This window comes from Streptomyces nidicola, assembly GCF_050106155.1.
In the GTDB taxonomy this organism is placed as follows: Bacteria; Actinomycetota; Actinomycetes; order Streptomycetales; family Streptomycetaceae; genus Streptomyces.
In genome coordinates this window covers 5,019,445-5,045,547 of record NZ_JBNBPI010000001.1, presented here as the reverse complement: position 1 = coordinate 5,045,547, position 26,103 = coordinate 5,019,445, and the positions used below count along the sequence as shown (strand labels likewise).

Genomic DNA, 26,103 nt, shown 5'->3' with positions numbered 1-26,103 from the left:
TGTTCGAGAGGCCGCCCACGACGAAGATCGTGGACGGCCTCTCGTACGAGAACGGCAGTTCAGGCCTCGGAGGTGAGCTCCACCTGGATCTCCACCTCGACCGGCGCGTCCAGCGGTAGCACGGCCACGCCCACGGCGCTGCGCGCGTGCACGCCCTTGTCGCCGAGGACCTCGCCGAGCAGCTCGCTCGCGCCGTTGATGACACCGGGCTGGCCGGTGAAGTCCGTGGCGGAGGCCACGAAGCCGACGACCTTCACGACACGCGCGATGCGGTCCAGGTCACCGGCGACGGATTTGACCGCCGCCAGCGCGTTCAGCGCGCAGGTGCGGGCCAGGTCCTTGGCCTGCTCGTCGGTGACCTCGTCGCCGACCTTGCCGGTCAGCGGCAGCTTGCCGTCGACCATGGGCAGCTGCCCCGCCGTGTACACGTACACGCCGGACTGCACGGCCGGCTGGTACGCGGCGACCGGGGGGACGACGGGCGGCAGGGTCAGGCCCAGCTCGGTGAGCCGCGCCTCCACCTGCCCGCTCATGCGGCCTTCTCCCGCTTCAAGTACGCCACCAGCTGCTCGGGGTTGTTCGGCCCCGGCACGACCTGGACCAGCTCCCAGCCGTCCTCGCCCCAGGTGTCCAGGATCTGCTTCGTCGCGTGCACGAGGAGCGGCACGGTCGCGTATTCCCACTTCTTTGCCATGGGGCCGACTGTATCCGTCCGGACATGGCCGAAGCGTTCCGGAGGCTGCTGCGTGGATGTCCGACGTACTGGTTAGGCTCGAATACGTGAGCAGGCTCCAGGTCGTCAGCGGCAAGGGCGGGACCGGAAAGACCACGGTCGCCGCTGCACTCGCGCTCGCCCTCGCGACCGAGGGAAAGCGCACTCTCCTCGTGGAGGTGGAGGGCAGACAGGGCATCGCACAGCTCTTCGAGACGGAAGCGCTCCCCTACGAGGAGCGGAAGATCGCCGTGGCGCCCGGTGGCGGGGAGGTGTTCGCCCTCGCCATCGATCCCGAACTGGCGCTTCTGGACTACCTCCAGATGTTCTACAAGCTGGGCGGCGCCGGCCGCGCCCTGAAGAAGCTGGGCGCGATCGACTTCGCGACCACCATCGCGCCGGGCCTGCGCGACGTGCTCCTGACGGGCAAGGCCTGCGAGGCGGTCCGCCGCAAGGACAAGCAGGGCGCCTACGTGTACGACTACGTCGTCATGGACGCGCCGCCCACCGGCCGCATCACCCGGTTCCTCAACGTGAACGACGAGGTGGCGGGTCTCGCCAAGATGGGACCGATACACAATCAGGCGCAGGCGGTGATGCGGGTCCTCAAGTCCCGTGAGACCGCGGTGCACTTGGTGACGCTCCTGGAGGAGATGCCGGTCCAGGAGACCCTCGACGGGGTCGCCGAGCTGCGCGCCGCCAAGCTGCCCGTCGGACGGATCATGGTGAACATGGTGCGACCCGCGCTCCTCGGGGAACCCGCCCTGGCGCTGACCTCCGACGGCGAGGTCCGCCCGGCGGTCACCGAGGCCCTGACGGCCGCGGGGCTCGGCAGCGCCAAGCGGCTCGTCGGCCCGCTGCTCGCGCAGGCCGGGGAGTACGCCGAGCGCTACGCCCTGGAGCGCGCCCAGCGCGACCAGCTCACCGAGGCGGGCCTGCCCCTGCACGAACTGCCGCTGCTCACCGAGGGCCTCGACCTGTCCGGGCTCTACACGCTCGCCGAGGAACTGCGACAGCAAGGAATCCAAGGGCTTCAGGGAACCGCATCCAGGACAGGACGCCATTCATGACAGGACGCCATTCGACGGGACGCCATTCATGACGCTGACCCCTGAGGGCACGCTCGACGTGGACCCGCTGCTCGACGACCCGCAGACCCGCATCGTGGTGTGCTGCGGCAGCGGCGGCGTCGGCAAGACCACCACGGCCGCCGCCCTCGGGCTGCGCGCCGCCGAGCGCGGCCGCAAGGTCGTCGTTCTGACCATCGACCCGGCCCGCAGGCTCGCGCAGTCCATGGGCATCGATTCGCTGGACAACACCCCGCGCCGGGTGAAGGACATCGCCACCGTCGAAGGCGCGGAGGGCGGCGAGCTGCACGCGATGATGCTCGACATGAAGCGCACGTTCGACGAGATCGTCGAGGCGCACGCGGACGAGGAGCGCGCGAAGGCGATCCTGAACAACCCCTTCTACCAGTCGCTTTCGGCCGGCTTCGCGGGCACGCAGGAGTACATGGCGATGGAGAAGCTGGGGCAGCTGCGCTCCCGCGACGAGTGGGACCTGATCGTCGTCGACACCCCGCCGTCCCGCTCCGCGCTCGACTTCCTGGACGCGCCGCAGCGGCTCGGCTCGTTCCTGGACGGCAAGCTGATCCGGCTGCTCATGGCCCCGGCGAAGATCGGCGGCCGCGCGGGCATGAAGTTCCTGAACGTCGGGATGTCGATGATGACCGGCACGCTCGGCAAGCTGCTCGGCGGTCAACTCCTGCGCGACGTGCAGACGTTCGTGGCCGCGATGGACACGACGTTCGGCGGTTTCCGCACGCGCGCGGACGCCACGTACAAGCTGCTGCAGGCGCCCGGCACCGCGTTCCTCGTGGTCGCGGCGCCCGAGCGGGACGCGCTGCGCGAGGCCGCGTACTTCGTGGAGCGGCTGGCCGCGGAGAAGATGCCGCTGGCCGGTCTCGTACTGAACCGGGTGCACGGCAGCGGCGCGAGCAGGCTCTCGGCCGAGCGGGCGCTCGCCGCCGCGGAAAATCTTGACGAGCGCCGCATTGTGGATCAGACGGGCGGGAAGGAAGAGGGTCGTGCCACTCCCGAGGCACCCCCCGAATCATCTTCCGAAGCGCCCTTCGGGGCATCCCCCGAGACATCCGGAGCCGACCCCACGGCCGAGCCCGACGAACCCGGCATTGAGCAACTGACCGCGGGACTCCTGCGGTTGCACGCGGAGCGCATGCAGATGGTCGCGCGCGAACAGCGCACGCGTGACCGCTTCACCGCCCTGCATCCCGAGGTCGCCGTGACCGAGGTCGCGGCCCTGCCCGGTGACGTACACGACCTGACAGGCCTCAGGGACATCGGAGAACGGCTCGCGGCCGGTGGCACTCCGGCCGGAGCTTGAGCCGTACGTCCGTGGTGCGCGCGCCGGCTAGCCGACGGCCGCGTACCTCTCGTACGTCTCGTCGTTCTCCAGTTCCACGGGCAGCAGGCCCGCGCCGCGCTCGTACTCCGTACGCGCCGTCTCAAGCAGCGTGCGCCATGAGGTGACGGTCGGACGCCTGCGCAGCAACGCGCGACGCTCCCGCTCCGTCATGCCACCCCACACGCCGAACTCGACGCGATTGTCGAGCGCGTCCGCCAGGCACTCGGTCCGCACGGGGCATCCCGTGCACACCGCCTTCGCCCGGTTCTGCGCTGCTCCTTGAACGAACAGTTCGTCCGGATCGGTAGTGCGGCAGGCCGCCTGCGCACTCCAGTCGACTACCCAGCCCATACCGGCGCCGTCCTCTCCCGAATCGAGGCTCCCCCACGGCGGCAGCGGCATATTCACCGCCGCCAGTTGAGGACGTTACGGAAGGTGGGCACAGCGCAACACCCCCTTCGGGCCCAATCTTGAATGGTCCGAACGGACTATGCGTGAGCGGCAGATCACCCGACGGAGTGACCGAGGGACATGCGTAATAACCCCGGCAAAACGGGACAGTTCACTTGAGTCACAACGGACGTCGAGTGACACACAAGGCGGTTTCGGACACCCCGCCGGACCTACGCGAAGCTCCGCGAACAGGCCCTGGAATGACTACAAGAGGCACTTCATACGTACCGGGAACGATTCGGGGTCGTCCCGCATCTTGATACGAGACCGCACTGCTGTGACAGTTGAGTGCAGCTTAGGCCAAGGCATATACGGCTGTCCGGAGAATCGACACGTAGGCTGCCCCGTATGGGAAAGAAGCGCTCGGGCGGTGGCGGCGGTACGTCGCCGGCCCAACAGGCCGCCAAGTTCCTCGGAGTCAGCGTGCTCGCCGGAGCCGTGCTGGCGGGCATCGCCCTGCCCGCGGCAGGCGCGCTGGGCCTCGCGGCCAAGGGCTCGGTCGAGGGATTCGACGAGATCCCGGCGACGTTGAAGACCCCGCCGCTGAGCCAGCGCACCACGATCCTGGACAACGAGGGCGGGAAGATCGCGACCGTCTACTCGCGCGACCGCACGGTCGTGAAGCTCGACGACATCTCGCCGTACATGCAGAAGGCGATCGTCGCGATCGAGGACTCGCGGTTCTACGAGCACGGCGCCGTCGACGCGAAGGGCATCCTGCGCGCGATCAACGCCAACGCGCAGAACGGCGGCGTCTCGCAGGGCGCCTCCACCCTCACCCAGCAGTACGTGAAGAACGTCTTCATGGAAGAGGCGGGCGACGACCCGACCAAGCTGGCGCAGGCGACTCAGCAGACCATCGGCCGCAAGGTCAAGGAGCTGAAGTACGCGATCCAGGTGGAGAACGAGGTCGGCAAGAAGAAGATCCTCAACAACTACCTGAACATCACGTACTTCGGGCAGCAGGCGTACGGCGTCGAGGCCGCGGCCCAGCGCTACTTCTCCAAGCCGGCCAAGGACCTGAACATCCAGGAGTCGGCGATGCTCGCCGGCATCGTGCAGTCCCCCAGCCGCTACGACCCCGTCAACGACGAGGCCGAGGCGAAGAAGCGGCGCAACATCGTGCTCCAGCGGATGGCGGAGACGCACGACATCACGCAGGCGGAGGCCGCAGAGGCCAAGAAGACGCCGATCGGCCTGAAGGTCAGCAGGCCGCAGAACGGCTGCATCACCGCGGAGCACGGCGCGGCGTTCTTCTGCGACTACGTCAGGAACGCCTTCCTCAACAACCCGGCCTTCGGCAAGACGTCCGAGGAGCGCGCCAAGATCTGGAACCGCGGCGGCCTGACGGTGAAGACGACGCTCGACCCGCAGACGCAGGAGGCGGTGGACTCCTCCGTCAAGGAGCACGTCTACAAGACGGACAAGGTCGACGCGGCGGGCGCGTTCGTCGAGCCGGGCACCGGCAAGGTCCTCGGCATGGGCCAGTCCAAGCCGTACGGCTCCGACGTCAGCAAGAACGAGGCCGAGATGAACTACTCGGTCAACTACCGGGACGGCGGCTCCAACCTCGGCTTCCCGACGGGTTCGACGTTCAAGCCGTTCGTGGCGGCCGCGGCCCTGGAGAAGGGCACGTCGGTGACGAAGCAGTACCCGGCGCCGTACCAAATGCCGTATCCGAGCCGGGTCCAGACGTGCAGCGGCAAGCCGTGGGTCAACGACGGCGGCTACAAGCTGGAGAACGAGAACGAGTCGGAGGTCGGCCCGTACCGCCTCAAGGAGGCGATGGCCAAGTCCATCAACACGTACTTCGTGCAGATGATCGGCGACATCGGCATGTGCCCGGTCGTGAAGATGACCGACAAGCTGGGCGTGGTGCAGGGCAACGGCAAGAAGGTCGACGAGGTGCCCTCGTCCATGACCCTCGGCTCGACCGGCCTCTCGCCGCTGACGATGGCCTCCGCGTACGCGGCGTTCGCCAACCGCGGCACGTACTGCACGCCCGTCGCCATCGAGTCGATCACCGACCCCAACGGCAAGGCGCTCGACGTGCCGAAGTCGAAGTGCTCGCGCGCGATGTCGCAGTCGACCGCCGACAAGATCAATACGCTGCTCAGCGGCGTGATCGACTCCGGTACGGGCAAGGCGGCGGGCCTCAGCGGCCGGGACAACGCGGGCAAGACCGGTACCACCGACGCCCGTAAGAACGCCTGGTTCGCCGGCTACACGCCGAACCTGTCCGGGGCCGTCTGGGTCGGCAGCGCCATGCAGAACGTCCCGATGACCAACATCACCATCGGTGGCCAGTACCACGACAAGGTCTTCGGCGCCGATACGCCGGGGCCGATCTGGCGGGACGCGATGACCGGCGCACTGTCCGGCAGGGACGCGCCCACCTTCAACAAGGTGAACATCCCGGACCCGGACAAGAAGAAGGACAAGGGCAAGAACAAGGGCGACAAGCCCGAGCCCGGGGACGACGGGGGCAACGGCGACACCGACCCGCTGCCCGACATCTCGATCCCGCCGGACCTGATCGGCGGCAACGGGAACGGAAATGGGAACGGGAACGGACACGGGGGCGGCTGGGGCCGCTGAGGCCTCCGCGGGCCGGTAAGGCCAGCACCCCTACGTACCCCCTGACACGACGAAGAAGAGGGCGCACCCCGCAAAGGGATGCGCCCTCTTCTTCGTCTCTTCTTCGTCTCTTCTTCGTTCCTAGCGGTGCTCAGCCCGCCAGGAGGCGCTTGACCGTGGAGGCCACGCGGCCGCCCTCGGCGCGGTCCGCGACCTTCGGCTTCACGATCTTCATGACCTGACCCATGGCCTTCGGCCCCTCGGCGCCGGCCGCCTTCGCCTCCTCGACCGCCTGCGCGACGATCTGCTCGAGCTCGGCGTCGGACAGCTGCTGCGGCAGGTACTCGGCGAGCACCACGCCCTCCGCCTCCTCGCGGCTCGCGGACTCGGCGCGGCCCGCCTTCTCGAAGGCCTCGGCCGCCTCGCGGCGCTTCTTCGCCTCCTTGGCGATCACCTTCTGCACCTCGTCGTCCGTCAGCTCACGCTTCTCCGTGCCCGCGACTTCCTGATTGGTGATCGCGGAGAGGGTCAGCCGGAGCGTCGAGGAGCGGAGCTCATCGCGCTCCCTGATCGCGGCGTTGAGGTCGTCCTGCAGCTTCGACTTGAGCGTGGTCATGACTTGATTGTCGCAGGTGCCCGAGGCCCCACGCCCGCGGATTTCCGGGGCAGGGCGGGTCTGACACGATGGGACCCATGCGCGCTCGATACGGGACTCCCCTGAAGGCCTCTCTGAAGGTGACGGCAGGTATCGCGGCGGTGGGCGCCGCCGGGCTGATCTACTCGGCGGGCTTCGAGGCCCGCTCCTTCCGCCTGCGACGGGTCACGATCCCGGTCCTGCCTGCGGGAATGCGCCCGCTGCGGGTGCTCCAGGTCTCCGACATCCACATGGTGAGCGGCCAGAACAAGAAGCGCCGCTGGCTCCAGTCGCTGGCCGGGCTCCGCCCCGACTTCGTCATCAACACGGGCGACAACCTGTCCGACACGGAGGGCGTCCCCGAGGTCCTCGACGCGCTCGGCCCGCTGATGGAGTTCCCCGGCGCGTACGTCTTCGGGTCCAACGACTACTACGGCCCCAAGCTCCTCAACCCGGCCCGCTACCTGAAGCAGCAGATCTCGGGCAAGCACGGTCTGAACGGCAACGCGCCCATCGTCGGCGCCATCCACAACCCGTGGGAGGACCTGCGCGACGGCTTCGACGCGGCCGGCTGGCAGAACCTCACGAACACCCGGGGCTCGCTGAAGGTGGCGGGCGTGGAGATCGGCCTCACCGGCCTGGACGACCCGCACATCAAGCGCGACCGGTACGCGGAGGTGGCCGGCGGCCCCCTGGAGGGCCCGGACTTCTCGATGGGCGTGGTGCACGCCCCGTACCTGCGCACCCTGGACGCCTTCACCGCGGACGGCTACCCGCTGGTCCTCGCGGGCCACACCCACGGCGGCCAGCTCTGCATCCCCTTCTACGGGGCCCTCGTCACCAACTGTGACCTGGACACGGACCGCGTGAAGGGCCTGTCCACGCACGAGGCGGCGGGGAACACGTCCTACCTCCACGTCTCGGCGGGCTGCGGCACCAACCGCTACACCCCGGTCCGCTTCGCCTGCCCGCCCGAGGCGACCCTGCTGACGCTGGCGCCCGTGGCCGCCTGAGGCCCCGCCCGAGCGCCCGCCGAAAACCGGATTTCGTCTCAGGCCGACAGTCCGCTAAAGTAAACGACGTCGCCGCGACCTGCAGAACAGCAGAGACCGGAACAACGACATCGGGGTGTGGCGCAGCTTGGCAGCGCGCTTCGTTCGGGACGAAGAGGTCGTGGGTTCAAATCCCGCCACCCCGACAGCTGAAACAGCAGGTCAGGCCCGGTACTGAGGAATCAGTACCGGGCCTGTTCTGCGTTCGGGGGTGCGTACCGGGCCGCACGTGGGTTCACGGAGTGAGCAGCAGGACGCGGTGCGGGTTCCATGAGGGCAGGCCGTGAGGAGGGCCCGCGGGCTCCTGCCAGCCCCAGGCCTCCAGCGCCCTGAGGCCCCGCAGGTCGGAGCGGTCGATCGAGATGAGGCCGGTGGCGTGGCCGTGGTCGTCCAGGAGGCGTCGCTGGAGGCGGCGGGCCAGGTTCCAGTCACGGTTCGTGAACTGTTCGCGTACCCGGCGCGGTACGACCATCTCGCGTATCTCGAACAGTCCCGGGCTCCGGGGATATCCGTAGGCGCAGGCCGTCGTCGTGTCGTTCTCCGCGATCAGCAGGGCGAATCCGGGGCGTCGCAAGTCGATCACGAGCCGGTGCAGGAACGTCCGGCTCAGCCGGTTCCACTCCAGGGGGCCGGCCCCGGACGTGGCGGCCCGTAGCGCCCCCAACTCCACCATTCGGTCCGCGATCTGACAGCGGGTCAATTGCCGGATGTGCTCGGCCTCCCACGGGGAGGGCGCGAGATGCCGCACATGGGGGTACGGGGGCGCGTCGGCCGGCCGGGACGCTTGTGCTGTCATGTGGCGGACCCTGTCCCGGGCGCGGTCGCGGCGGACCCGGCGTCGTCGCTCGCCGAGAGCGGCGCGGGCACGGAGCCGGTGCACGGAGAACCCTCGGTCCTTCCACGGTACTCCGGGCCGGGGCGGCCACCGCCGAGGAGCCGCACCCGGGCATCCGCTCCCGTCCCGTGCCCGTCAGGCGGGGTGGCGGAGGTCGTCGACGCCCGATGCCCCCGCCATGATCGGTTCCGCCTCCTCCTCGGGCGTGTCCGGCGGTACGACGAGCAGGTCCCAGCGTCCGTGGCCGGGGGCGACGAGGACGACGGTGTGCAAGGGAGTGACCGCCAGGCTCCTGCGCAGGCGGACGACCTGGTCGGCGACGAGCATCCGGCCCGGTGTGGCCGGCCACGCGGCCCCGTCGAACAGGACGCTGCTGATGTGACCCCAGGTCCGCGGCAACCCGGCGAGCAGCGTGGGGAGTTCGGAGACCAGGTCGTACGAACGCGGCCACCAGGCCCCGTCGATGGCTCGGGGCCCGCCGGCGTGCGGGGCCAGACGCAGGCGCAGCAGGGGCTGGGAGGGAGGCGGAAGGTGCGGTGCGAGGGTCATGAGGGGTGACTCCTGCCGGCTGCGTGCGCGGGTGAGTGGGTGAGTGGGCGACGGGGCGCGCGTCAGATGCGGCGGGCGGCGACGCGGTCCGGCGTCGGCCAGCGCACGTCGTGTGCGAGGCCGAGGCGTTCGAGGGCCCGGATGACCGCGGCCGACGGGTCGACCTGGCCGCGCTCCACCCCGTGCCGGGCGCTGGTCGGGTCGGCGTGGTGGAGGTTGTGCCAGCTCTCGCCGAAGGAGAGCAGGGCGAGCGGCCACAGGTTGGTGGCCCGGTCGTGCCGACGGGTACGGAACGGGCGCTCGCCGATCATGTGGCACAGCGAGTTCACGCTCCAGGTGACGTGGTGGAGCAGCGCGATGCGGACGAGTCCCGCCCACAGCAGGGCGGTCACCGCGTGCAGCCAGCTGCCGCCGATCGCCCAGCCGAGGCCGAACGGCAGGGCGAGCGTGAGCAGACACAGGACCGGGAAGGCGCGGGAGACCCCGCGGATGTCGCGGTCGGCCAGCAGGTCGGGGGCGTAACGCTCCGGCTCCGTACGGTCGTTGCGGAACAGCCAGCCTATGTGCGCGTGCAGCAGACCGCGCAACTGGCCGCGCAGATGGGTGCCGTAGCGGTACGGGGAGTGCGGATCGCCGGGGCGGTCGGTGAAGGCGTGGTGGCGGCGGTGGGTCGCGACCCAGCCGACGACGTCGCCCTGGAAGCTCATCGACCCGGCCACCGCGAGGGCGATGCGCACGGGACGGACGGCCCGGTAGCTGCCGTGGGTGAGACCGCGGTGGAAGCCGACCGTGACTCCGAGGCCCGTGAGCACGTACAGGGCGAGCCCGAGAACGATGTCCGCGGGATGGATCAGCCGCCCCCACAGCAGCCATCCGGCAGCGCCGAGCCCCACGAACGGCAGCACCACGATCACCGCGGTCACCGTCACGTACAGCCGCTCTCCGCCGTCCCGGGCAGGTGGCGAACCATCCGGCGGGAAGGGCGAGTTGCCGTCGTAGGGCGTCGGCGGCGCGGCGGTGTCCGGCGAGCGGGCGAGTGTGTGCGCGGCGGGCTCCGGGGACATGTGCGGGCTCCTCGACTGGTGAGCGGCGGCGCGGCCGGGGTCGAGGGCAGCCCCTGAGTGAGCGGCGGGGAAAGGGAGCATGGCGTTGCGCGGTGACCGGACACCGCCATCCGAACGCCCCCGCCTTCTTGCACCGTACTCCTGCGCGGCCGGAAACGGCTCCCTGGTGCCGCGTGGGCGGCAGATGCCGTGAGGAGGCGCGATCGGCCCTCTCCGGGCGTAGGCTGAACACCGGAAATGCCTTCAACTGGGCAGTCCGTAAAAGGACTTGGGACGGCCGCCGCCGATCAAGTGACCGGGGCGGCCGTCGGGCGCGAGGAGCAGTGGCTCCCCCATCCGCTCCTCGCGCGGGGCCCAACTGCGGCAGCGGGGCGCGGGAGTTCCCCGCTGCGATCACGCAGGAGGGCAGGGGCTGGAGTCGCGCCTCGTCGGCGATGCGCGACTCCAGCGGGCCCGGGACACGTGCGCGCCGAGGCGGGGCCGGCAGCCGGCCAAACGGAGCGTACTGCGGCCGTCACACTGATCGGTAGGGCGCGCAGATCGGTGGTCCCGGGCCTGCGGCCCGTTCGGGCCACGCCTGGTCGCGTCCTGTCCACCGCAGGAAGCCGGGCTGCCCCGCATGTCCGGATGCCCTACTGGATTCGGCGCAGCCAGACTCATCCTGGTGGCCGGTGTCGCTGCCCCGTCGGCAGGACTAGCGTGAATACGGCACTTAGCGCAGCCGCCGACGACAACGAGCGGCTACCAGGTCCCCGGCCCCGGACCCCCAGCACTCCGGCCTCCGCCTTCGAGAAGTTCGAGGAGGTCGGGTCGCGGTCCGTGCTTCCGCGTCGCGACCTGACGTTCCTTCCTCCTTTCCTTGTCGATCTCCCTGTTGATCTCCTCGTTGATCCGTTTCCCTCCTGATCCGTCGTCCTTGTGGGGCGGTCCTTCGCCCGCAAGGACGCGCCGGGTGTGTGTTGCCGACGCACAGGCCCGGCCTGCCCGCGCGCGTCGCACTTGTGCAGGGGGACACAGCGACGCCGCTGCGAGGGCCACCGCCGGCCCGGCCACCCGGCCCGGCGGCGGCCCTCGCTCCACCACGAACGAATGACGGCGTGTGACAACCCATCACCATCGTGTGCGTAGGCGTACGTTGGGGTCGCCGAGGGCACGTCGTACGCCGGCATCCGCGCGGGTCTCGTCCCCGGTGAGCAACGGCATCGGGGACGACCGTTCGCGTCGCTCCGAAGACGGGTCCGCGTCATGGCAGCGAGCACCCCGCCCCGTCCGGGTCAGCAGGGCAGAGGGCTGCGGCTGACGCTGGAGCGGACCCCCGTCACGCCCGGCCACTTCATGACCCTGACCGTGGCCGGGGAGCTCGACACCGGCAGCATCCCCGCGCTCTGTGAACTCATGTCCCAGGTCCTGGGCGAGGGCAGCCGGCACCTGATCGTGGACCTGTCCGAGGTGACCCGCTGCGACAACGCCAGCTTCTTCACGCTCCTCGGCATCCGTGAGGCCGCCCATCACGCCGGCGGCAGCCTCACCCTGGCCGACCCCAGCCGCTGCGTCCGGCTCGCCCTCGCGCACAGCGTCCTGCGTGATCTGCTCCCCTTCCACGACCTCCGTGCGCAGGAGCCACCGGACACCTGAGCGGCGGTCAGCGCGACGTGTCCCCGTTGTCGCCGAGGCGCAGCCGACGGGCGAGTACGTCACGGGCGACGTCGAGGAGGGTCCTGTCGTGGCTGAAGGCATGGCCGCGCAGCCGGATCAGGGCGTGGTCGCAGTCGACGTCGAGCTGGGCGGCGAGCATTCCGGTGGCCTGGTGGACCTCGGCGAAGTAGAGCCCGGGCTCGTCCAGCAGCGCGGCGTACGTGAAGTCCGCGTGCGCCGCGGTGGCGATCGTGAGCTGGGCAAGGGTGTCGGTCAGGCCGAAGGCGTCGGTCAGCTGATCGGTGGACATCGGCCCGGGGCGGATGCGGTGGCCGGTGAGCGCGCCGAGTCCGATGACCCCGATACGCAGAGGGAAGGAGAACACGGCGTGCACGTCGAGCGCCTCGATGGCGGCGGCAAGACCCGGCCACCGGCTGTCGGTGAACTCGGTGACACGGGGCACCAGCAGCAGGGCGCCGTGCCGGGCCGCATCCAGGCTGGGCCCCTGCCCCTGAACCTGCTGCAGATCCTCCAGCGCGGCGGTGCGCTCGCCGTGGGACTGCACGAGCTGGGCCGGGCCACCGGTGGGCGACAGCAGCAGGGCGAGACCGTCCAGGTCCAGCATGTCGGCGAAGGCCTCCAGCGGCAGGGGCGCCATGCCCGGGCCGGTGTGCGAGCTGAGGGCGCGCAGATAGGCGGTCATGACCGGATGAGTCACCGCTGCCGCCCCCTTCCGGGCGAGGTGCGGGCCCGCCGGAGGGCAGTCCGCTGATCCCTGTCGGTGCAGGGGCCTCTCATCGACCGTGCCGTCGCAGCAGCGACGGGTCCGCCGTGCCCCGCAGCACGTGCCGGGCGACCTCGGTGAGCCGCAGGTGGTTGCTGCGCGCGTGGCGGCGCATCCGCGCGAAGGCGTCCTCGACACCGATGTCGAGACGGTGCGCGAGATACCCCTTGGCCTGCTCGATGACGATGCGGCTGTCCAGGGCCGCCTGCAACTGCGCGGTCACCGTCATCTGCTCACTCACCGCCCGTTGTTGCAGGACGCCGACGGTGGCCGTGTCGGCCAGCGCCTGCGCCAGCCGCAACTGGGAGGCGCCCAGAGGCCCCGGGCTGTCCCTGAAGAGGTTCAGCGATCCGATCACCTGGTCGTGCAAGCGCAACGGGCAGGCCACGACCGAGGTGTGGCCGAGCTCCACGGCCCGCGGCGCGAACTTCGGCCACCGGTCCCGCGCGGCCTTCGTGTCCAGCGCGACGTCGGCGACCTGCCGCTTCGTCCGGTAGCAGTCCTGGCACGGGCCTTCGTCCCACTCGACGCCGGCCAGCTCCAGCGTGCGGGTGCGCTCGTCGGAGGCGGCCGCGTCCACGAGCCGGCCGCTCGGCGTGGCCAGCAGGACGCCGGCGGCCGCCACATCCAGCAGGTGCACGCAGTGCTCGGTCAGCATGTGCAGGAAGTTGATGACGTCGAAGTCCTGCCCCAACGTGTCGGCGAGGTCGACGAATGCCGCCGCCAACTGCTCCTCGTGCGGCAGTTCGGCCATGCCTGCCCACCTCCCGGGGTGATTCGGCCATCACCCTCCCACAGGCCGTCCACCCGTGATTGCCCCCACTCTCCTCCTCGCCGCACGGTGTGGCCAGGACGTTTGCCGAGTACAGACGGACGGAACAGCGGGGCCGGGGCTACTGCGTCGCGCGGTTGCCCTTCTTGTCGCAGGGGAGGTCCGAGAGCTCGCTGTGGGCGAGGAAGTCGCGGGTCGCCTGCTTCTCGACATCGGAGATGGCGGTGGGCTGTACGTCGATGATGCCGCCGAAGGGGCGGTCGACGTCGCGGATGATGCACAGCGTCGCCGTCAGCATCACGGTCACCAGGGTCAGCGCGGCCAGTTGCCCGCGGTTGTGCTTGCGCGGCAGGCAGAGGCCGAGGGCCGCCACCGTGACCGCGAGCACCGCCAGCAGGAACCAGAGGATGGCGCCGGGGATGCTGGCCGTCGCCTGGGTGAGGCGCTCCTCGCGCTCCTCGGAACGCTTGTGGTCGGCGCTGACGAGCATGCCGAAGACCGGTTCGCCCTCCAGGGCACGGAAGGTGTGGCGCAGGTCGGTGGACCACACGCTGGGCGCCGCCGAGCCGTTTCCGTCGGCCATGGCGGGCCACTCCTGGGTGCGGACGGCGCGGGCGTAGCAGACGGCGTCGGCCTGGACGGCCGCCCGCTGCTTCGCGGGGGCGTACTCGGCGGTCTCGACGAGCTGGTCCAGGGCGCGCGCCTCGCCGCGCGAGGCCACTTCCGCCTTTCCGTACGAGCCGTTGGCGGTCACCAGGACGAACGCCAGCAGCAGGACGGTCAGGGTGAGCAGGGGGCCGACGAGGTCCTTGACGGCCATGCCGGTGTCGTCGTCCTCGGTCAGCAGCCTCGGCCGCAGATATCGGTTGGCCGCGATCCCCGCGATCAGGGCGAGGGCGGCGACGACGATGGCGATGACCACGAGCGAGTACCTCCGGGAGACAGGAAAACGGTGCCTCCTGTCGTGGGGCACCGTGATCTTGTCCTGACCGTCCCCGCCCTCCGGATACGGCGGACGGGCCCACTCACCCTCTATCGAGCGACAGGCCTTCCGCCGGAAAGCGGTGGTGGGGGCCGGTGAGCGGCCGACCGGGCCGGTGACGAGAGCCGGTGACAGTAGCCGGTGACGGAAACAGCGCCCGGGACGGCCGAAGCCGTTCCGGGCGCTGTCGTCCGAACGCGAGCCAGGTGACTAGCTGTTCGCGCAGGCGTTGCCGGCCGCCGGGTTGAGCGCGGCGATCAGGTTGAGCGAGTTGCCACAGGCGTTGATCGGGACATCGATCGGAACCTGGATGACGTTCCCGGACAGTACGCCGGGGCTGTTCTGGGCCACACCGGTGGCGCTGGCGCCGTCGGGACCGTCCACCGCGGAGGCCATGGCAGCGGATCCCATGACAGCGGTCCCGGCCAGCACGGCCGCGGCCGCGAAGGTGCGAAGACGCATCGTTGCTCCCTAGAGAGGTGAGGGAATATGACTCGCCAATCACACCGCCGGACCGCACCAAACCGGGAGAATTGCGCCATCGGGGGGCGTGTCCGTCAGCTCGTCCAGAAATCCCACCAGCGGGTCAGGACCAGCACACCGACGACGCCGATGTGGGCGGCGGTCGGCACCCAGGGGAAGTCCGTGAAGAAGGCCCGTACGCCCCGGGATGCCGGGAGGAAGCCGCTGCTGACGTTGAACGCGGCCAGGTGCCAGAACAGGGCGATGGTGGCCGCCCAGGCCAGGCAGCACCACAGGCACAGCGAGTTGATCCGGTACAGCGACTGGAACTGCAGCCAGGTCACGAACCCGACGCCGAACAACGTGCCCGCGTTGAAGGTCAGCCAGTACCAGCGGGGAAAGCGGGCCCCGGTCAGCAGACTCACGCCGACGCCGACCACCAGGCCGTACGCGACGAGCCCGAGCATCGGATTGGGGAAACCGAACGCGGCGGCCTGCTCGCTCTTCATGATGTTGCCGCAGGAGACCACCGGATTCAGGCTGCACCCGGGCGTGAAGTTCGGGTCCTCAAGCAGCTTGAACTTGTCGATCGTGATGACCCACGACGCGAGCACTCCGGCGGCGCCCGTGACGACGAGCAGCCAGGCGAGTGTCGTTGCGCCCCCGACGCGGGAGTCCGCTCTCGAACTTCCGGTGCTGCGGTGCCGGTTGACCGGCCGGTGCGCGGCAGGGGCGGTCGTCACGCGCGCACGCGCCGGATGGGCAGCAGGCAGTGCGCGGCGGCCATGAGGGTCTCCTCGGAGCCCGCGAACTCCTCCAACTCCTTCTCGGTGACCGCGGATCCCGGCGTCGCGGTGGGCCACACGCGCGTGGTGAACAGGAAGTACGCGCTCCCCCGGGCCTCCGCCGCCGCCAGCCACTCGGGCGGCACGGGGCACTGGGCGTTCAGGAGCGGCATGGTGACGACGGCCTGGCCGGCCTCGACCAGCAGGGACACGGGGAAGCTGGGACGGCCCGACGCGTCGTGGACGGTGGTGCCCACCGTCAGTCCGTTGGTCTCCAGGAGGCCGCGCACGGCCACTTCCGCGGCCTCGGGTCCCGCCGGGGAATCACCCATGGAGTAGGCGAGGAGAAAGGGAATGTCGCCCTGCCCGTCGGGGTGTTCTCCACTCCAGGCGATGACCGCCAGAGTTCCCAGATCGACTGCTCGAAATGCCGGGCCACTGCTCACAGTTGAAGTCATCGAAGAAGCCTAGCCAGGCCCGTCCGGCGCACCGGCCACGGTTCACACGTTTGGCGGAACGCATTCCGTGGAGGAAATACCGAAGGCTGATCCGGGAACCCTGGGTCCCGAACCAGCCTTCGACGAATGGCTCGACGTACGAACCTGACGTACGGACCTACTGACCGACGGGGAGACCGCCGAGCATGCTGCCGGCGCCGGAGCCGGAGCCGCTCTCGTTCAGCCCGTCGACGGCGCCCTTCACGGTGCTGACGGCGCCCCCGTCGTTCTTCGGGTCGAGCAGGTTGCTGTCCACCGGCGAGACGTCCAGCGTCGGCTGGCTGGTGATCGTGTTCACCGCGCCGTTCAGGCTCATCGGCGTGAGGTCCGAGGCAAATGCCGGAGCGGCGGCACCGACAATCGCCATCGATCCGGCGACAACGGCAGCGGTCTTCAGAACCTTCATTGTTTATGCCTTCCCTCGACGACTCGCGTCGTCGGTCTGGAAAATTCGCTTCTGCTTGCTCAACGAGCGTCTCGACCTCGGGGTGTGCGTCATTGCGCCGAAACCCGAAGGAGCCGCACAACGAAAACAGCCGCACAACGGAGCAGCCGCCCCTCGGGGAGGGGCGGCTGCGGAAGAGTCGGGCCGGGCCCGTCAGTCGTTGGCGCAGGTGTTGCCGAACGCCGGGTTCAGCAGGCCGATGACGTCGACGGTGTTGCCGCAGGCGTTGACCGGCACGTGCACGGGAACCTGCACGTTGTTGCCCGAGATCACGCCGGGGGAGTTGGTGGCAGCGCCCTGCGCGCCGGAGTCGGCGGCGGCGACGCCGGCCGAGCCGGCCATGGCAGCGGCGGCCATTGCGGAAAAGACGACTGCCTTCGCGGTACGCGACATGAAGCATGCTCCTTGGAGGTCGTTCTGTTCGGCCAGCGCGGGTGCCTGGCACGTGGTGCAACGGAGCGGCCGTACAAGGGGTTGCGGCTCCGAACGGGTGACTGGCCGTCGCGGCGGCCCCTTTGGGGTGACGTCGTCAGCGAACGGGTGAACCGGTTCTTGCGGGGCGACGGGCCGGTGGTCCACTGGGGGCCGTCATGAGATCGGCCGTGCCGCCTTCCTGTCAGCCGTCGGCTCCACGCCGTTGGGAGGGCGGCCCCCGACCCGGGCGCCCCGTGACTCCTCCGGCCCGGCGCCCCATGACAGAGCTCGGGCCGCCGGCGAATGAGGAAAGCCGGCGGCCCGAGCCGTGTGTGCGTTCGGCCGATCAGCCGTTGTGCACACCGTTGCCGGACAGGACCGGGATGTCGTCCAGGACGTGCGACAGCGGCTCGTCGCCCTTGGCCTGGGTGGAGTTCTCGGTGCACTGCTGGTTCTGCGGCGCCGACAGGATCGGGATGTCCTGGACCGCGACCGGCACGAGGCCGACCAGCGAGCCGACGTTGCCCTTGACGGGCAGGCCGACGCAGGGCTTGTTCAGGGAGCCCTGGACGAGACCGAGCTGGGGGCTCAGGTCGCCCGCGGTGGCGGAGTTGCCGTAGCTCTGCGACGAGCCGTTACCGCTGGTCGAGGTCGTGCCGTGGTCGTCGCCGATGGCGAGCGCCTGCGGAGCGGCTGCGGCGGAGACGCCGACGACGGAGACGGCGACCGCTGCGGCGGCCATGGCCTTCTTGAGCATGGTTCTGTTTCCTTTTCTGACGGGCACCGGTTACTGCACTGAGCGCAACTGCGAAGAGCGGAAATGGTTCCGCATATCCACCCGATCGGACAGACATCGAAACCCGATCGATCATCCGTGCCCCCGCCACACGGCCCGCACTGGCGAGATTTTCATTTCATCGAACCTGGACCCCAATCGGAATCGATCAGGTCCACGTCCGAGTGAACGTGAGCAACCGATGGCGAGCTGGGGAGTTGATACAAGTGCTCCCAGACGGAAATAAGAAGGGGAATTTCCTCATGCTGAAGAAGGCCATGGCTGCCGCGGCGGCCACCGCTTCTCTCGTCGGTATCGCGGCCGCCGCCGCCCCGCAGGCCCTGGCTGTCGGCAACGACGGTGGGACCACGTCCGAGAGCGGCAACAACGCCTCGCAGACGTACGGCAACTCCGCCACGTACGGGAACATGAGCCCGCAGATGGCGCTGATCCAGGGCTCCCTGAACAAGCCCTGCATCGGCCTGCCGGCCAAGGCCAACGTCGGCTCGCTCGTCGGCGTCGTCCCGGTCTCCGTCCAGGACATCCCGATCCTGTCGGCGCCGCAGAACCAGCAGTGCACCGAGAACTCCACCCAGGCCAAGGGCGACGAGCCGCTGTCGCACGTCCTGGACGACATCCCGGTCCTGTCCGGCAACGGCACCGGCAACAACTGAGGATCCGTTGCATGAATCGGGCCGTCGCTCCGGCGGCCCGGTCTGCTGTTCCGGCGCCGGCCGGAAATTCAGGTAGCTGTACGAGCCTTTTGATCCGCCGCATCCGGATGTTCGGGAGGTCGCGCACAGTGCCGAATTTCCTGCGATTGGCTCGCGCGGGAATGGTCCGAACGGGTTTCGGTCCGCAACTGCCCGGAATGCAATCCAGTTGACCACACGTAGCTCCTCATCCGGAGCGCGCGTATCGAAAGGGAACCACCCCATGAAGAAGTTCTTCGCAGCCGCCACGATCGCTGCCTCCGTCGCCGGTCTCTCGGCCGTGGCCGCCCCGCAGGCGCTCGCCATCGGCGACGACACGGGCACGACGTCCACCAGCGGCAACGGCTCGTCGCAGACGTACGGCAACTCCGCCACCGCCGGTGACATGAGCCCGCAGCTCGGCCTCGTCCAGGGCTCGCTGAACAAGCCCTGCATCGGCCTGCCGGCCAAGGCCAACGTCGGCTCGCTCGTCGGCGTCGTCCCGGTCTCCGTCCAGGACATCCCGGTCCTGTCGGCGCCGCAGAACCAGCAGTGCACCGAGAACTCCACCCAGGCCAAGGGTGACGAGCCGCTCTCCCACATCCTGAGCGACATCCCGGTTCTCGCCGGGAACGGCACCGCGAACCACTGAACGGACTGAGGGGCGGTCGCCGGGACGCGCGACCGCCCCTCCTCCGTACGGTGTTCCGTACGCCAGGCACGCCAAAGGCGGTGGACCGAATTCCGGTCCACCGCCTTTGTCCTGCGCTCTCGCGCTACTGGCTACGGGCTACTGGATCGCCGGGAGCAGGCCGGTGACCGGGGCCACGAGGTCGGTGGCCTGGTGCAGGTCGTTCAGGTGGTTGAGCCCGTTGAGCCCGGAGAGCTGTTCCGCGGTGCTGGGGAGCTGTGCCTGCTGGTCCTCCGGGGTCGCCATCGCGGTCAGCGAGTCGACGGTTCCGGTGGGGGAGATGGGTTCGACGGCGTGGGCCGCGGGGGTGGCGGCCGCCGCGGCTCCGACGGCGAGGAGGACGGCGCTGAGGGCGCGACGAGTTGAGATCATGCCCGGCTAACGGTGGGGCCGCGGGGGCGGACACGGGGTTCACGGCGGGCCCACCCGTGAGGGCCAACTGTTCGACCAGTCGCCGTCCCGGTGAGGTCGATGGGTGCCCACGTCTCGGGGCTCTGCCCCGGACCCCGCGAGTCTCGTCCCTAAGCGGGGCTTGAATCGAGCAGGGTGTGGACCTCCGCTGCCCTTCGCAGGCCCGCCGGGTACGGCAGTGACCGCGCCAGGTTCGTGGCGTGGGTCAGGGCGTGGGTGGCCTGGTCGGGGGCGGCCAGGTGGGACAGGGCCGCCGCGTGGGCCAGGTGGGCTTCCACCTCGGCCAGGCGTTCGCCGGTGCGTGCGGCGCGGGTGGCCTCCGCTGTCGCGAGTTCCAGGGCCAGCCGGGGGCGGCCCGCGTGGAGTTGGGCCCAGGCCGTCAGGGACGGCGCGGCGTCGGGGCAGTCGGCGAGGGCGCGGAGGGCGGCCTCCGGCTCGCCGGTGCGCAGGGCGAGTTCGGCGCGGGCGGCGCTCACCTCGTGGCGCGCCTGGCGGTCGCCCAGGTGGTCGGCGGCGGGGGCGGCGCGGTCCAGGAGGTCCGAGGCCGCCGACGTGTCTCCCGTACGGAGCCGGACCAGCGCCAGCGTCGCGAGCGCGTACGGCAGGCACCAGGCGCCGTCGCCCTCCGCGAGCGCCACGGAGGCCTCGGCGAGGGCGGTGGCCTCGTCGAACTCCTCCAGCAGGAGGTGGAGTTCGGCGAGGTTCAGGCGTTCGAAGGAGGCCGCCGTCGGGTTTCCCGAGCGGTCGGCGAGGTCGAGGGCGCGTTCGCCGCTCGCCACCGCCTCGCGCAGCCGGCCGTGGCGGCGCGCGTTCTCCCGCAGGGTGGAGAGGACCGTGCCGAGCAGCGTCGGGTCGCCGTACGCCTCGGCCGGGGCGAGCGCCCGGTCGCCTGCCTCGCGGGCCTCGCCGAGCCGGCCCGAGAGGCCCAGGTTGGTGGCCTGGAGGGCGTAGGAGCGGGCGAGCAGGCCCTGGCCGTGCGGTCCCGGGACCTGTCGCGCGGCGTCCAGGGCCCGGCGGGCGGCGGCGTGACCGTCGTCGTACGCGCCTTTGACGCTGTGCAGCATGGCGCGGGACAGGTGGTGCACGGCGAGGGGTTCGGGGGTGGTCCGTGGGGCGGCCGGGTGGGCGCGGAGCGCGTCGGCGGCTGCGTCGAGGGCGCCGGTGCGTACGAGGGACTCGGCGAGGCGGGCCGCCGTGAGCACCGCGTCGTCGTGGGCGCCGCGGCGGACGAACTCGGCGAGGGCCTGGCGCAGCGCGTCCGCCGCGGCGCCGAAGTGGCCCATGCGGGCCAGGACTTGGCTGTGGGCGAGGCGGGCGCGGGCCGCGTCGACGTCGAGGCGGGCGACGAGGTCGCGGTAGTAGCGGTCGGCGGTGTCGTTGGCGTAGAGGGCGGCGGCGCGTTCGGCGGCGCGGCGCAGGTACTCGGCGGCGCGTGGGTCGTCGGCGCGGGCGAAGTGCGAGGCGAGCGCGTCGACGGCGTCGGGGCGGCGGGCGAGGACGGCCCGCGCGAACGCGCCGTGCAGTTGCCTGCGGCGGACCGCGGTCAGCCGCTCGTAGCAGGTGAGACGGACCAGCGGGTGCCGGAAGGCGAGCCCCGGTTCGGGCCGTCCGGCCACCACGACCTGCCGCTCCTCCACCAGCGTGGCCGCGATGGCCCGCTCGACGCCGTCGGCGGCCGCGGCCCCGGTCACCGGCGGGCGCAGGCCGCGCTCGGCGACGTCGAGGAGTTCGGACAGGGCCGCCTCTCCCCCGGCCACGGACAGCGCCTCGACCAGGCGCCGCGCGTCGGGGTCGAGGCGCACGAGCCGGTCCGCCACCAGCTCCCGCACACCCTGGGGTGCCCCCGCGCCTGCCGGGCCCTCGGCCGGGCCACGGGCGAGTTCGACGGCGAACAGCGGGTTGCCGAGGGAGAGTTCCCACACCCGCTGCTCCTGCCCGGGGCGTGGCGCCGCGTCGCGCGCCACCGCGAGACACGCCTCCCGGTCGAGCAGCCCCAACTCCTCGCGCACAGCGAGCCGTTGGCGTACGAGGAAGCTCAGAACGGTGCGCCGTGCGTCGGCCTCGGGGAGTTCCTCCTCGCGGTACGTCACCAGGAAGCGCAGCCGGATCCCGCGGTCGGCCGCGCGGCGGGCCAGGTGGCTCATGAGCTGGTACGAGCCGGTGTCGGCGGCGTGCAGGTCGTCGAGGACCGCGAGCACCGGACGGGCGGCGGCCAGGTCCCCGAGCAGCGCGGCGCTCGCCCGGAACAGCCGGTCGCGCTCCTCCTCGGGGCTGCGTTCGCCGGAAGTCCGTATCTGCCCCAAGGACGGGAGGAACACGGCCAGTTCGGGGTACTCGGCGCCGACCCGGGCCCGCTCCGCCGCGTCGTGCTCGGCCAGCCACCCGTCGAGCGCCTCCGCGAACGCCCCGTACGGCGTGTGCCCCTCCGCGTCCTGGCCGCCGCCCCACAGCACGGCCGTGCCGGACGCCGCGGCCCGCCGCGCCACCTCGCCCACCAGGCGCGTCTTGCCGACGCCCGCCTCGCCGGTGAGCAGCGTGACCGGCGGCCCCTCGGTGGCGAGCAGCCGGTCGAGCACCGCGTCGCGGCCGTGCAGCGGGGTGGCGGGGGCGGCCCGCAGCGGCGACGGCAACGTTGTCGTGATCGGCACGGGCGCGGGCGCCGCCGCGAGGGCGGCCCGGTGCAGCTGCTCGGTTTCGGGCCCGGGGCGCACGCCGAGTTCGGCGTCGAGCGCTTCGCGGCAGGCGTGGTACTGGTGCAGCGCGCGCCGCCGCAGGCCTTGGCGCAGGGAGGCGTCGATGAGGACGCGGTGGGCCAGTTCCTCGGCGGGGCTGGTGGCGAGGACCTGCTCCGCGGCTGCGGCCGCGTCCGCCGCCGCGCCCTGCGCCAGGCGGGCCCCGGCGAGCGCGAGCAGCAGCCGCTCCCGCAGCCGCGCGAGCCGCCCGCGGCGTTCCTCGGCCCAGCCCACGTACCGGTCCTCGGGGAGCAGTTCGCCGGTGAAGTGGTCGAGCGCGCGGGCGAGTCGGTCCGTCCCCTTGTCCGCGAGGGCGGACTCCGCCGCCGTCTCCGCCTCGTCGGCGTCGATCCACACGGTCGCCGGGTCGAGGAGGAGCATGCCGCCGTCGGACAGGAGGTACGACGACGCGGCGCGCGGGGCGAGTTCGGGTTCCAGGGCGTGCCGGGCGGCGTGCAGGGCGACGCGCAGGCTGCCCGCCGCGGACCCCGGTTCGGCGTCGGGCCAGCAGATGTCCATGGCCTGCTCGCGGTGCAGGCGGTGTCCCGGGACGACGGCGAGGAGCTTCACCAGGGTCCGGGCGCTGGGCCGCGGCCAGCGCTCGGCAAGCGGGGACCCGGTGTCACGGGTCGCGCTGAACCCACCGAGAAGGCGCAGACGCAGCAGTGGAGCGGCGGGTTCCGTCCCGTTCGTCTGACGTGTGCTCATGAGGGCGACACTGTAACCGAGCACGCCACGAACCCCCTGGGCGAGGCCCGGGGGGTTCGGGTCGGTCAGGCCGGCTGCCGGTCGGCTGCGCGCCGGCTCAGGACAGCTTGTACGTGGTGACCTGGTGGATGCCGTTGTCCTGGAGCAGGTAGCCGCCGCCGAGGTCCTGGGCCAGCCGGTTCAGACCGTAGTCGTCGCCCTGGAGCGAGAGGACCTCGTCGGTGCCGTCGCCGTCGAGGTCGGCGGCCAGGAAGTTGCGGGCGCCGATCAGGTCGGCGTCGCCGAGGGACGACTGGAAGGAGGTGCCGCTCTCGAAGAAGTCCGCGTCCCCTGCGTAGGCGGCGATGGAGCCCTCGCTGCCGGCGATCAGCACCTTCCGGCCACCGGGTCCGGTGGCGAACGCGCCGCTGTAGGTCTGCCCGATCACCGACGCCACGGCGTCCTCCGTGCCCTCACCGGAGAACCTGCGGAAGGTCGAGGTGCCCGCCTGGTACAGCTTGCCGTCGTCGGTGAAGAAGCCGCCGTGCGTCCACAGGCCGCCCATGGTCGTGGAGTGCACGACCTCGCCGGTGCGGCCGTCGCGGATCTCCATGTACGTGTGCGGGCTGGAGGCCTCGGTGGAGCCGACGCCTGCCTGCGACTGGATGTCCCAGGTGTAGACGACCGCGTGGCCGTCCGCGTACGGGATCTCCGGGGAGGCGAAGGTGCCCTTGTAGGTGAGCGCGGCGTGGATGACGCCGTCGGTCGACGCGTCGGGGACCTTCGGCGTGACGCTCCACTTCGCCCTGCCGCTCTTGGCGTTGAGCGCGACCGCGTTCGCCCCCGGGTCGGCCAGGTCGATCGAGTCGGCCTTGGAGTACGAGGTGTAGACCTTGCCGTCCTGGACCGACGGGTCGGAGAAGACCACATCGCCGAGGTCCTCGGGCGCCGCGTACGACCAGATCTTGTGGCCGTCGCCGTGGTACGCGTTCAGGGTGTTCGTGGGGACGACGATGTCCTGCTCGCCGTCGCCGTCGAGGTCGGCGAGCTTCACGGAGTGGACGAACCGGCCGCCGCCGTCGATGGTGGCGAGCGTCTTGCCGTTCTGGGCGTTGAGGACGACCACGGCGGAGTCGGCGGCGACGACGATCTCGTCCTTGCCGTCGCCGTTGACGTCGCCCTTCCGCATGTCGTGCACCGCGCCGGGGACCGTGGCCCGCCACAGCTTCTCCGGCTTGCCGTTCAGCAGCGAGGGACCGGAGTAGGCCCACACGCCGTTCGACGAACCGGCCATCACCACATCGGGCTTGCCGTCCTTGTTCACGTCGGCGGTCTGCGCGTAGGACATGTCCGCCTGGAGCGGCGTGATGCCCTCCTGCTTTCCGTTGGTGAGCTTGAACGTGCGGATGTTCTGGCTCTGGTCGATGACGCGGACGTGGGTGCCCGCGGCGTCGGTGAAGACGTCCTGGTACATCGGCGCGCCGGTCAGGCCCTTGTTCTGCCAGACGACGGCGCCCTTGCCCGAGTACACGGTCGTCGCGGCGAAGCGGCCGCCGCCCTGGTTCTGCGCCTCGAAGATCTGGCGGTCGTCGTCGCCCGCGGCGATGAGCCTGCCGCCGGCGACCTGGAGGCGCCAGGTGTTCGGCCCGTTCGAGTTGTTGTCGGCGTCGCGCTTGGTCGTCCGCGACCACAGCAGCGTGCCGGGGTCGGCGCCGTTCAGCACCCGCACCGTGTTGGCGTTCACCTGGAGGTAGTTGTCCAGGGAGGACTCGGCGACCGCGTACTCGTCGCCCGCCTTGGCGGTCAGGTCGCCGACCGTCAGGGCGGTGGGCAGCACGTTGACGCGGGTGTCCAGCGTCGTGCGGTTGCCGTTCTTCAGGTCGTACGCGGCGATCTCGTACTTCACCGCGTCGTTGACGTCGGCCTGCTCGACGGCGACGAGCCGCCCCCGGCCCGCGTCGACGCGGAGCTGGCGGCTGTAGAGCAGGCTGTCGGTCTGCCAGGTGACCGAGCCGTCCGCCACGTCCAGGACGAGGGTGCGGCCCCGGCCCTCGACGGTGTCGGTCCTCGCGCGGTCCCAGGAGACGACGACCTTGCCCTTGCCGAGGTCCTGGATGTCGCCCCAGGCGGAGTCCCCGGTCTCCTTGGTGTCGTACGTCCACGTCGACGACGGGGTCAGCTTGCCGTCCGCGGACGAGAAGCGGATGCCGGTCAGCTTCGTCGTGTCGGCGGCCGGGGAGTTCATGTTCAGGCTGGGCACGTCGGCGACGAGCAGCGTGTCGTCGACGATCTTGACGTGGGTGACGTAGTCGTACAGCTTCGACCACACCGTGTCGCCGGTCCTGCCGTCGAGGATCGTCACGAACGTGCCGTTGGGCAGCGACGAGCCGGGCGAGGTGAACGGGCGGTAGGACGAGATGCCGACGCTCGCCGAGAAGACGATGTCGTCGACGCCGTCACCGGTCAGGTCGCCCGTCGAGTAGCCGGAGTCGGAGGAGGGCGTGAACGGCGAGACCGCGTTGAAGCCCATCAGGATCCGGATCGGGAACGGCTCCTGCATCCACACGCGCTGCGGTTTGACCTGCCAGTCCTCGTAGTACGAAGTGTTGCTGCGCTCCCACTTGGACTCGCCGTCGGCGGAGTGCAGTTGCACGTTGCCGCGGCTGTGGACGGTGAAGTAGTCGCCCTTCTTGCCGGCGGGCACGGTGGCGCCCATGCCGAGGACGCCCTCCATCGTGGACTTTCCGGTGAAGGTGACCGGGTCGGTGGCGGCCGCGGTGGTGGCCGGCTTCTTCGTCGGGTCGACCGCCTCCGGTGAGTCCTCGGAGGCGGGGCTGACGGTGGCCTTGTCGGCGTCGCCGTACGGGTCGAGCCGGACGTCGGCCGTGAGCTTCTTCTCCTGGGCCTCGGTCAGCTTCATGACGCCGCCGTCACCGCCGTCGGCGGCCATGACCGCCGGGGCGGAGCTCAGGCAGAGCCCGGCGGCGACGAGGGCGGAGGCGAGCCGGAGGCCGCGCCGCGCGTGGGTGGGTCTCATGA

General features: G+C 70.8%; 26 protein-coding genes and 1 tRNA gene. 8 read left to right on the top strand and 19 right to left on the bottom strand.

All coding sequences use genetic code 11. From position 1 onward, the window contains the following. Positions 1-59 precede the first annotated feature (59 nt). On the bottom strand, positions 60-533 hold the full coding sequence (locus tag ACOKM3_RS22990; protein ID WP_266711452.1) for a RidA family protein: 474 nt from the start codon (positions 531-533) through the stop codon (positions 60-62). Further along, positions 530-694, bottom strand: coding sequence for a DUF4177 domain-containing protein (locus ACOKM3_RS22985; RefSeq protein ID WP_107498797.1), 165 nt, complete (start codon positions 692-694; stop codon positions 530-532). Before ACOKM3_RS22985 ends, ACOKM3_RS22990 begins: the two co-directional genes overlap by 4 nt. Before the next feature lie 86 nt (positions 695-780). On the opposite strand from ACOKM3_RS22985, the gene ACOKM3_RS22980 reads away from it, so the two are divergent. After that, positions 781-1,782, top strand: coding sequence for an ArsA family ATPase (locus ACOKM3_RS22980; protein ID WP_426902928.1), 1,002 nt, complete (start codon positions 781-783; stop codon positions 1,780-1,782). A 28-nt stretch (positions 1,783-1,810) separates the two neighbouring features. Continuing rightward, on the top strand, positions 1,811-3,115 hold the full coding sequence (locus ACOKM3_RS22975; RefSeq protein WP_426902927.1) for an ArsA family ATPase: 1,305 nt from the start codon (positions 1,811-1,813) through the stop codon (positions 3,113-3,115). Between the two features lie 27 nt (positions 3,116-3,142). Here the strand turns inward: ACOKM3_RS22975 and ACOKM3_RS22970 are convergent, their stop codons facing one another. Beyond that, on the bottom strand, positions 3,143-3,487 hold the full coding sequence (locus tag ACOKM3_RS22970) for a WhiB family transcriptional regulator (protein WP_266711459.1): 345 nt from the start codon (positions 3,485-3,487) through the stop codon (positions 3,143-3,145). A gap of 450 nt (positions 3,488-3,937) precedes the next feature. Here ACOKM3_RS22970 and ACOKM3_RS22965 point away from each other — a divergent pair, with 450 nt between their 5' ends. Next, on the top strand, positions 3,938-6,187 hold the full coding sequence (locus ACOKM3_RS22965) for a transglycosylase domain-containing protein (protein WP_426902926.1): 2,250 nt from the start codon (positions 3,938-3,940) through the stop codon (positions 6,185-6,187). A 130-nt stretch (positions 6,188-6,317) separates the two neighbouring features. Here the strand turns inward: ACOKM3_RS22965 and ACOKM3_RS22960 are convergent, their stop codons facing one another. Beyond that, on the bottom strand, positions 6,318-6,782 hold the full coding sequence (locus ACOKM3_RS22960) for a GatB/YqeY domain-containing protein (protein WP_426902925.1): 465 nt from the start codon (positions 6,780-6,782) through the stop codon (positions 6,318-6,320). Positions 6,783-6,859: 77 nt separating this feature from the next. Here ACOKM3_RS22960 and ACOKM3_RS22955 point away from each other — a divergent pair, with 77 nt between their 5' ends. Next, a complete protein-coding gene (locus ACOKM3_RS22955; RefSeq protein WP_426902924.1) occupies positions 6,860-7,813 on the top strand; it encodes a metallophosphoesterase in 954 nt (317 codons plus the stop codon). A 111-nt stretch (positions 7,814-7,924) separates the two neighbouring features. After that, positions 7,925-7,998 (top strand) — tRNA-Pro (locus tag ACOKM3_RS22950). 89 nt (positions 7,999-8,087) lie between these two features. Here the strand turns inward: ACOKM3_RS22950 and ACOKM3_RS22945 are convergent. The 3 genes from ACOKM3_RS22945 to ACOKM3_RS22935 all read right to left on the bottom strand — a co-directional run bounded on the left by ACOKM3_RS22945 (position 8,088) and on the right by ACOKM3_RS22935 (position 10,300). Beyond that, positions 8,088-8,648: a hypothetical protein gene (locus tag ACOKM3_RS22945; protein ID WP_426902923.1), complete on the bottom strand. Its 561-nt coding sequence runs from the start codon at positions 8,646-8,648 to the stop codon at positions 8,088-8,090. A gap of 174 nt (positions 8,649-8,822) precedes the next feature. Next, the gene (locus ACOKM3_RS22940) at positions 8,823-9,236 is read right to left on the bottom strand and encodes a DUF5994 family protein (RefSeq protein WP_426902922.1); all 414 of its coding nucleotides are present in this window, start codon (positions 9,234-9,236) and stop codon (positions 8,823-8,825) included. A gap of 62 nt (positions 9,237-9,298) precedes the next feature. After that, the gene (locus ACOKM3_RS22935; RefSeq protein ID WP_426902921.1) at positions 9,299-10,300 is read right to left on the bottom strand and encodes an acyl-CoA desaturase; all 1,002 of its coding nucleotides are present in this window, start codon (positions 10,298-10,300) and stop codon (positions 9,299-9,301) included. Between the two features lie 1,245 nt (positions 10,301-11,545). On the opposite strand from ACOKM3_RS22935, the gene ACOKM3_RS22930 reads away from it, so the two are divergent. Continuing rightward, a complete protein-coding gene (locus tag ACOKM3_RS22930; protein WP_426902920.1) occupies positions 11,546-11,935 on the top strand; it encodes an STAS domain-containing protein in 390 nt (129 codons plus the stop codon). 7 nt (positions 11,936-11,942) lie between these two features. On the opposite strand, the gene ACOKM3_RS22925 is transcribed toward ACOKM3_RS22930, so the two are convergent. The 9 genes from ACOKM3_RS22925 to ACOKM3_RS22885 form a co-directional block, all read right to left on the bottom strand. After that, positions 11,943-12,653 carry an ANTAR domain-containing protein gene (locus ACOKM3_RS22925; RefSeq protein WP_426902919.1) on the bottom strand — a complete coding sequence of 237 codons (711 nt, stop codon included), beginning with the start codon at positions 12,651-12,653 and terminating at the stop codon, positions 11,943-11,945. Positions 12,654-12,729: 76 nt separating this feature from the next. Then, complete coding sequence (locus ACOKM3_RS22920) at positions 12,730-13,473, bottom strand: GAF and ANTAR domain-containing protein (protein WP_426902918.1); 744 nt, start codon at positions 13,471-13,473, stop codon at positions 12,730-12,732. 139 nt (positions 13,474-13,612) lie between these two features. Beyond that, entirely contained in the window at positions 13,613-14,413 is an 801-nt protein-coding gene (locus tag ACOKM3_RS22915; protein ID WP_426902917.1) for a bestrophin-like domain, read from the bottom strand. Positions 14,414-14,683: 270 nt separating this feature from the next. Further along, positions 14,684-14,935 carry a chaplin gene (locus ACOKM3_RS22910; protein WP_403846686.1) on the bottom strand — a complete coding sequence of 84 codons (252 nt, stop codon included), beginning with the start codon at positions 14,933-14,935 and terminating at the stop codon, positions 14,684-14,686. A 95-nt stretch (positions 14,936-15,030) separates the two neighbouring features. Further along, positions 15,031-15,678: a vitamin K epoxide reductase family protein gene (locus ACOKM3_RS22905; RefSeq protein ID WP_426902916.1), complete on the bottom strand. Its 648-nt coding sequence runs from the start codon at positions 15,676-15,678 to the stop codon at positions 15,031-15,033. Continuing rightward, complete coding sequence (locus ACOKM3_RS22900; RefSeq protein ID WP_426902915.1) at positions 15,675-16,178, bottom strand: DUF5949 family protein; 504 nt, start codon at positions 16,176-16,178, stop codon at positions 15,675-15,677. Before ACOKM3_RS22900 ends, ACOKM3_RS22905 begins: the two co-directional genes overlap by 4 nt. 157 nt (positions 16,179-16,335) lie before the next feature. Then, positions 16,336-16,623, bottom strand: coding sequence for a hypothetical protein (locus ACOKM3_RS22895; RefSeq protein WP_266711536.1), 288 nt, complete (start codon positions 16,621-16,623; stop codon positions 16,336-16,338). A gap of 192 nt (positions 16,624-16,815) precedes the next feature. Next, complete coding sequence (locus tag ACOKM3_RS22890) at positions 16,816-17,055, bottom strand: chaplin (protein ID WP_426902914.1); 240 nt, start codon at positions 17,053-17,055, stop codon at positions 16,816-16,818. A gap of 367 nt (positions 17,056-17,422) precedes the next feature. After that, positions 17,423-17,833 carry a rodlin gene (locus ACOKM3_RS22885; protein ID WP_426902913.1) on the bottom strand — a complete coding sequence of 137 codons (411 nt, stop codon included), beginning with the start codon at positions 17,831-17,833 and terminating at the stop codon, positions 17,423-17,425. A 281-nt stretch (positions 17,834-18,114) separates the two neighbouring features. Between ACOKM3_RS22885 and ACOKM3_RS22880 the strand changes: the two genes are divergently transcribed. Then, on the top strand, positions 18,115-18,525 hold the full coding sequence (locus ACOKM3_RS22880) for a rodlin (protein WP_426902912.1): 411 nt from the start codon (positions 18,115-18,117) through the stop codon (positions 18,523-18,525). Between the two features lie 262 nt (positions 18,526-18,787). Next, positions 18,788-19,195 (top strand): rodlin, encoded by a 408-nt coding sequence (locus ACOKM3_RS22875; protein WP_426902911.1) that lies wholly within the window; start codon positions 18,788-18,790, stop codon positions 19,193-19,195. Positions 19,196-19,333: 138 nt separating this feature from the next. Here ACOKM3_RS22875 and ACOKM3_RS22870 read toward each other — a convergent pair whose 3' ends face one another. The 3 genes from ACOKM3_RS22870 to ACOKM3_RS22860 all read right to left on the bottom strand — a co-directional run bounded on the left by ACOKM3_RS22870 (position 19,334) and on the right by ACOKM3_RS22860 (position 26,101). Beyond that, positions 19,334-19,606, bottom strand: coding sequence for a hypothetical protein (locus ACOKM3_RS22870; RefSeq protein ID WP_426902910.1), 273 nt, complete (start codon positions 19,604-19,606; stop codon positions 19,334-19,336). Between the two features lie 149 nt (positions 19,607-19,755). Next, positions 19,756-23,085 (bottom strand): ATP-binding protein, encoded by a 3,330-nt coding sequence (locus ACOKM3_RS22865; protein WP_426902909.1) that lies wholly within the window; start codon positions 23,083-23,085, stop codon positions 19,756-19,758. A 97-nt stretch (positions 23,086-23,182) separates the two neighbouring features. Next, complete coding sequence (locus ACOKM3_RS22860; protein ID WP_426902908.1) at positions 23,183-26,101, bottom strand: FG-GAP repeat domain-containing protein; 2,919 nt, start codon at positions 26,099-26,101, stop codon at positions 23,183-23,185. Between the last annotated feature and the right edge of the window lie 2 nt (positions 26,102-26,103).

Excerpts from the sequence above, each read along its gene's own strand:
- ACOKM3_RS22990 (WP_266711452.1), bottom strand. The coding sequence starts at position 533 with ATGAGCGGGCAGGTGGAGGCGCGGCTCACCGAGCTGGGCCTGACCCTG.
- ACOKM3_RS22985 (WP_107498797.1), bottom strand. The coding sequence starts at position 694 with ATGGCAAAGAAGTGGGAATACGCGACCGTGCCGCTCCTCGTGCACGCG.
- ACOKM3_RS22975 (WP_426902927.1), top strand. The coding sequence starts at position 1,811 with ATGACGCTGACCCCTGAGGGCACGCTCGACGTGGACCCGCTGCTCGAC.
- ACOKM3_RS22970 (WP_266711459.1), bottom strand. The coding sequence starts at position 3,487 with ATGGGCTGGGTAGTCGACTGGAGTGCGCAGGCGGCCTGCCGCACTACC.
- ACOKM3_RS22965 (WP_426902926.1), top strand. The coding sequence starts at position 3,938 with ATGGGAAAGAAGCGCTCGGGCGGTGGCGGCGGTACGTCGCCGGCCCAA.
- ACOKM3_RS22960 (WP_426902925.1), bottom strand. The coding sequence starts at position 6,782 with ATGACCACGCTCAAGTCGAAGCTGCAGGACGACCTCAACGCCGCGATC.
- ACOKM3_RS22955 (WP_426902924.1), top strand. The coding sequence starts at position 6,860 with ATGCGCGCTCGATACGGGACTCCCCTGAAGGCCTCTCTGAAGGTGACG.
- ACOKM3_RS22945 (WP_426902923.1), bottom strand. The coding sequence starts at position 8,648 with ATGACAGCACAAGCGTCCCGGCCGGCCGACGCGCCCCCGTACCCCCAT.
- ACOKM3_RS22940 (WP_426902922.1), bottom strand. The coding sequence starts at position 9,236 with ATGACCCTCGCACCGCACCTTCCGCCTCCCTCCCAGCCCCTGCTGCGC.
- ACOKM3_RS22935 (WP_426902921.1), bottom strand. The coding sequence starts at position 10,300 with ATGTCCCCGGAGCCCGCCGCGCACACACTCGCCCGCTCGCCGGACACC.
- ACOKM3_RS22930 (WP_426902920.1), top strand. The coding sequence starts at position 11,546 with ATGGCAGCGAGCACCCCGCCCCGTCCGGGTCAGCAGGGCAGAGGGCTG.
- ACOKM3_RS22920 (WP_426902918.1), bottom strand. The coding sequence starts at position 13,473 with ATGGCCGAACTGCCGCACGAGGAGCAGTTGGCGGCGGCATTCGTCGAC.
- ACOKM3_RS22910 (WP_403846686.1), bottom strand. The coding sequence starts at position 14,935 with ATGCGTCTTCGCACCTTCGCGGCCGCGGCCGTGCTGGCCGGGACCGCT.
- ACOKM3_RS22900 (WP_426902915.1), bottom strand. The coding sequence starts at position 16,178 with ATGACTTCAACTGTGAGCAGTGGCCCGGCATTTCGAGCAGTCGATCTG.
- ACOKM3_RS22895 (WP_266711536.1), bottom strand. The coding sequence starts at position 16,623 with ATGAAGGTTCTGAAGACCGCTGCCGTTGTCGCCGGATCGATGGCGATT.
- ACOKM3_RS22890 (WP_426902914.1), bottom strand. The coding sequence starts at position 17,055 with ATGTCGCGTACCGCGAAGGCAGTCGTCTTTTCCGCAATGGCCGCCGCT.
- ACOKM3_RS22885 (WP_426902913.1), bottom strand. The coding sequence starts at position 17,833 with ATGCTCAAGAAGGCCATGGCCGCCGCAGCGGTCGCCGTCTCCGTCGTC.
- ACOKM3_RS22880 (WP_426902912.1), top strand. The coding sequence starts at position 18,115 with ATGCTGAAGAAGGCCATGGCTGCCGCGGCGGCCACCGCTTCTCTCGTC.
- ACOKM3_RS22875 (WP_426902911.1), top strand. The coding sequence starts at position 18,788 with ATGAAGAAGTTCTTCGCAGCCGCCACGATCGCTGCCTCCGTCGCCGGT.
- ACOKM3_RS22870 (WP_426902910.1), bottom strand. The coding sequence starts at position 19,606 with ATGATCTCAACTCGTCGCGCCCTCAGCGCCGTCCTCCTCGCCGTCGGA.
- ACOKM3_RS22865 (WP_426902909.1), bottom strand. The coding sequence starts at position 23,085 with ATGAGCACACGTCAGACGAACGGGACGGAACCCGCCGCTCCACTGCTG.
- ACOKM3_RS22860 (WP_426902908.1), bottom strand. The coding sequence starts at position 26,101 with ATGAGACCCACCCACGCGCGGCGCGGCCTCCGGCTCGCCTCCGCCCTC.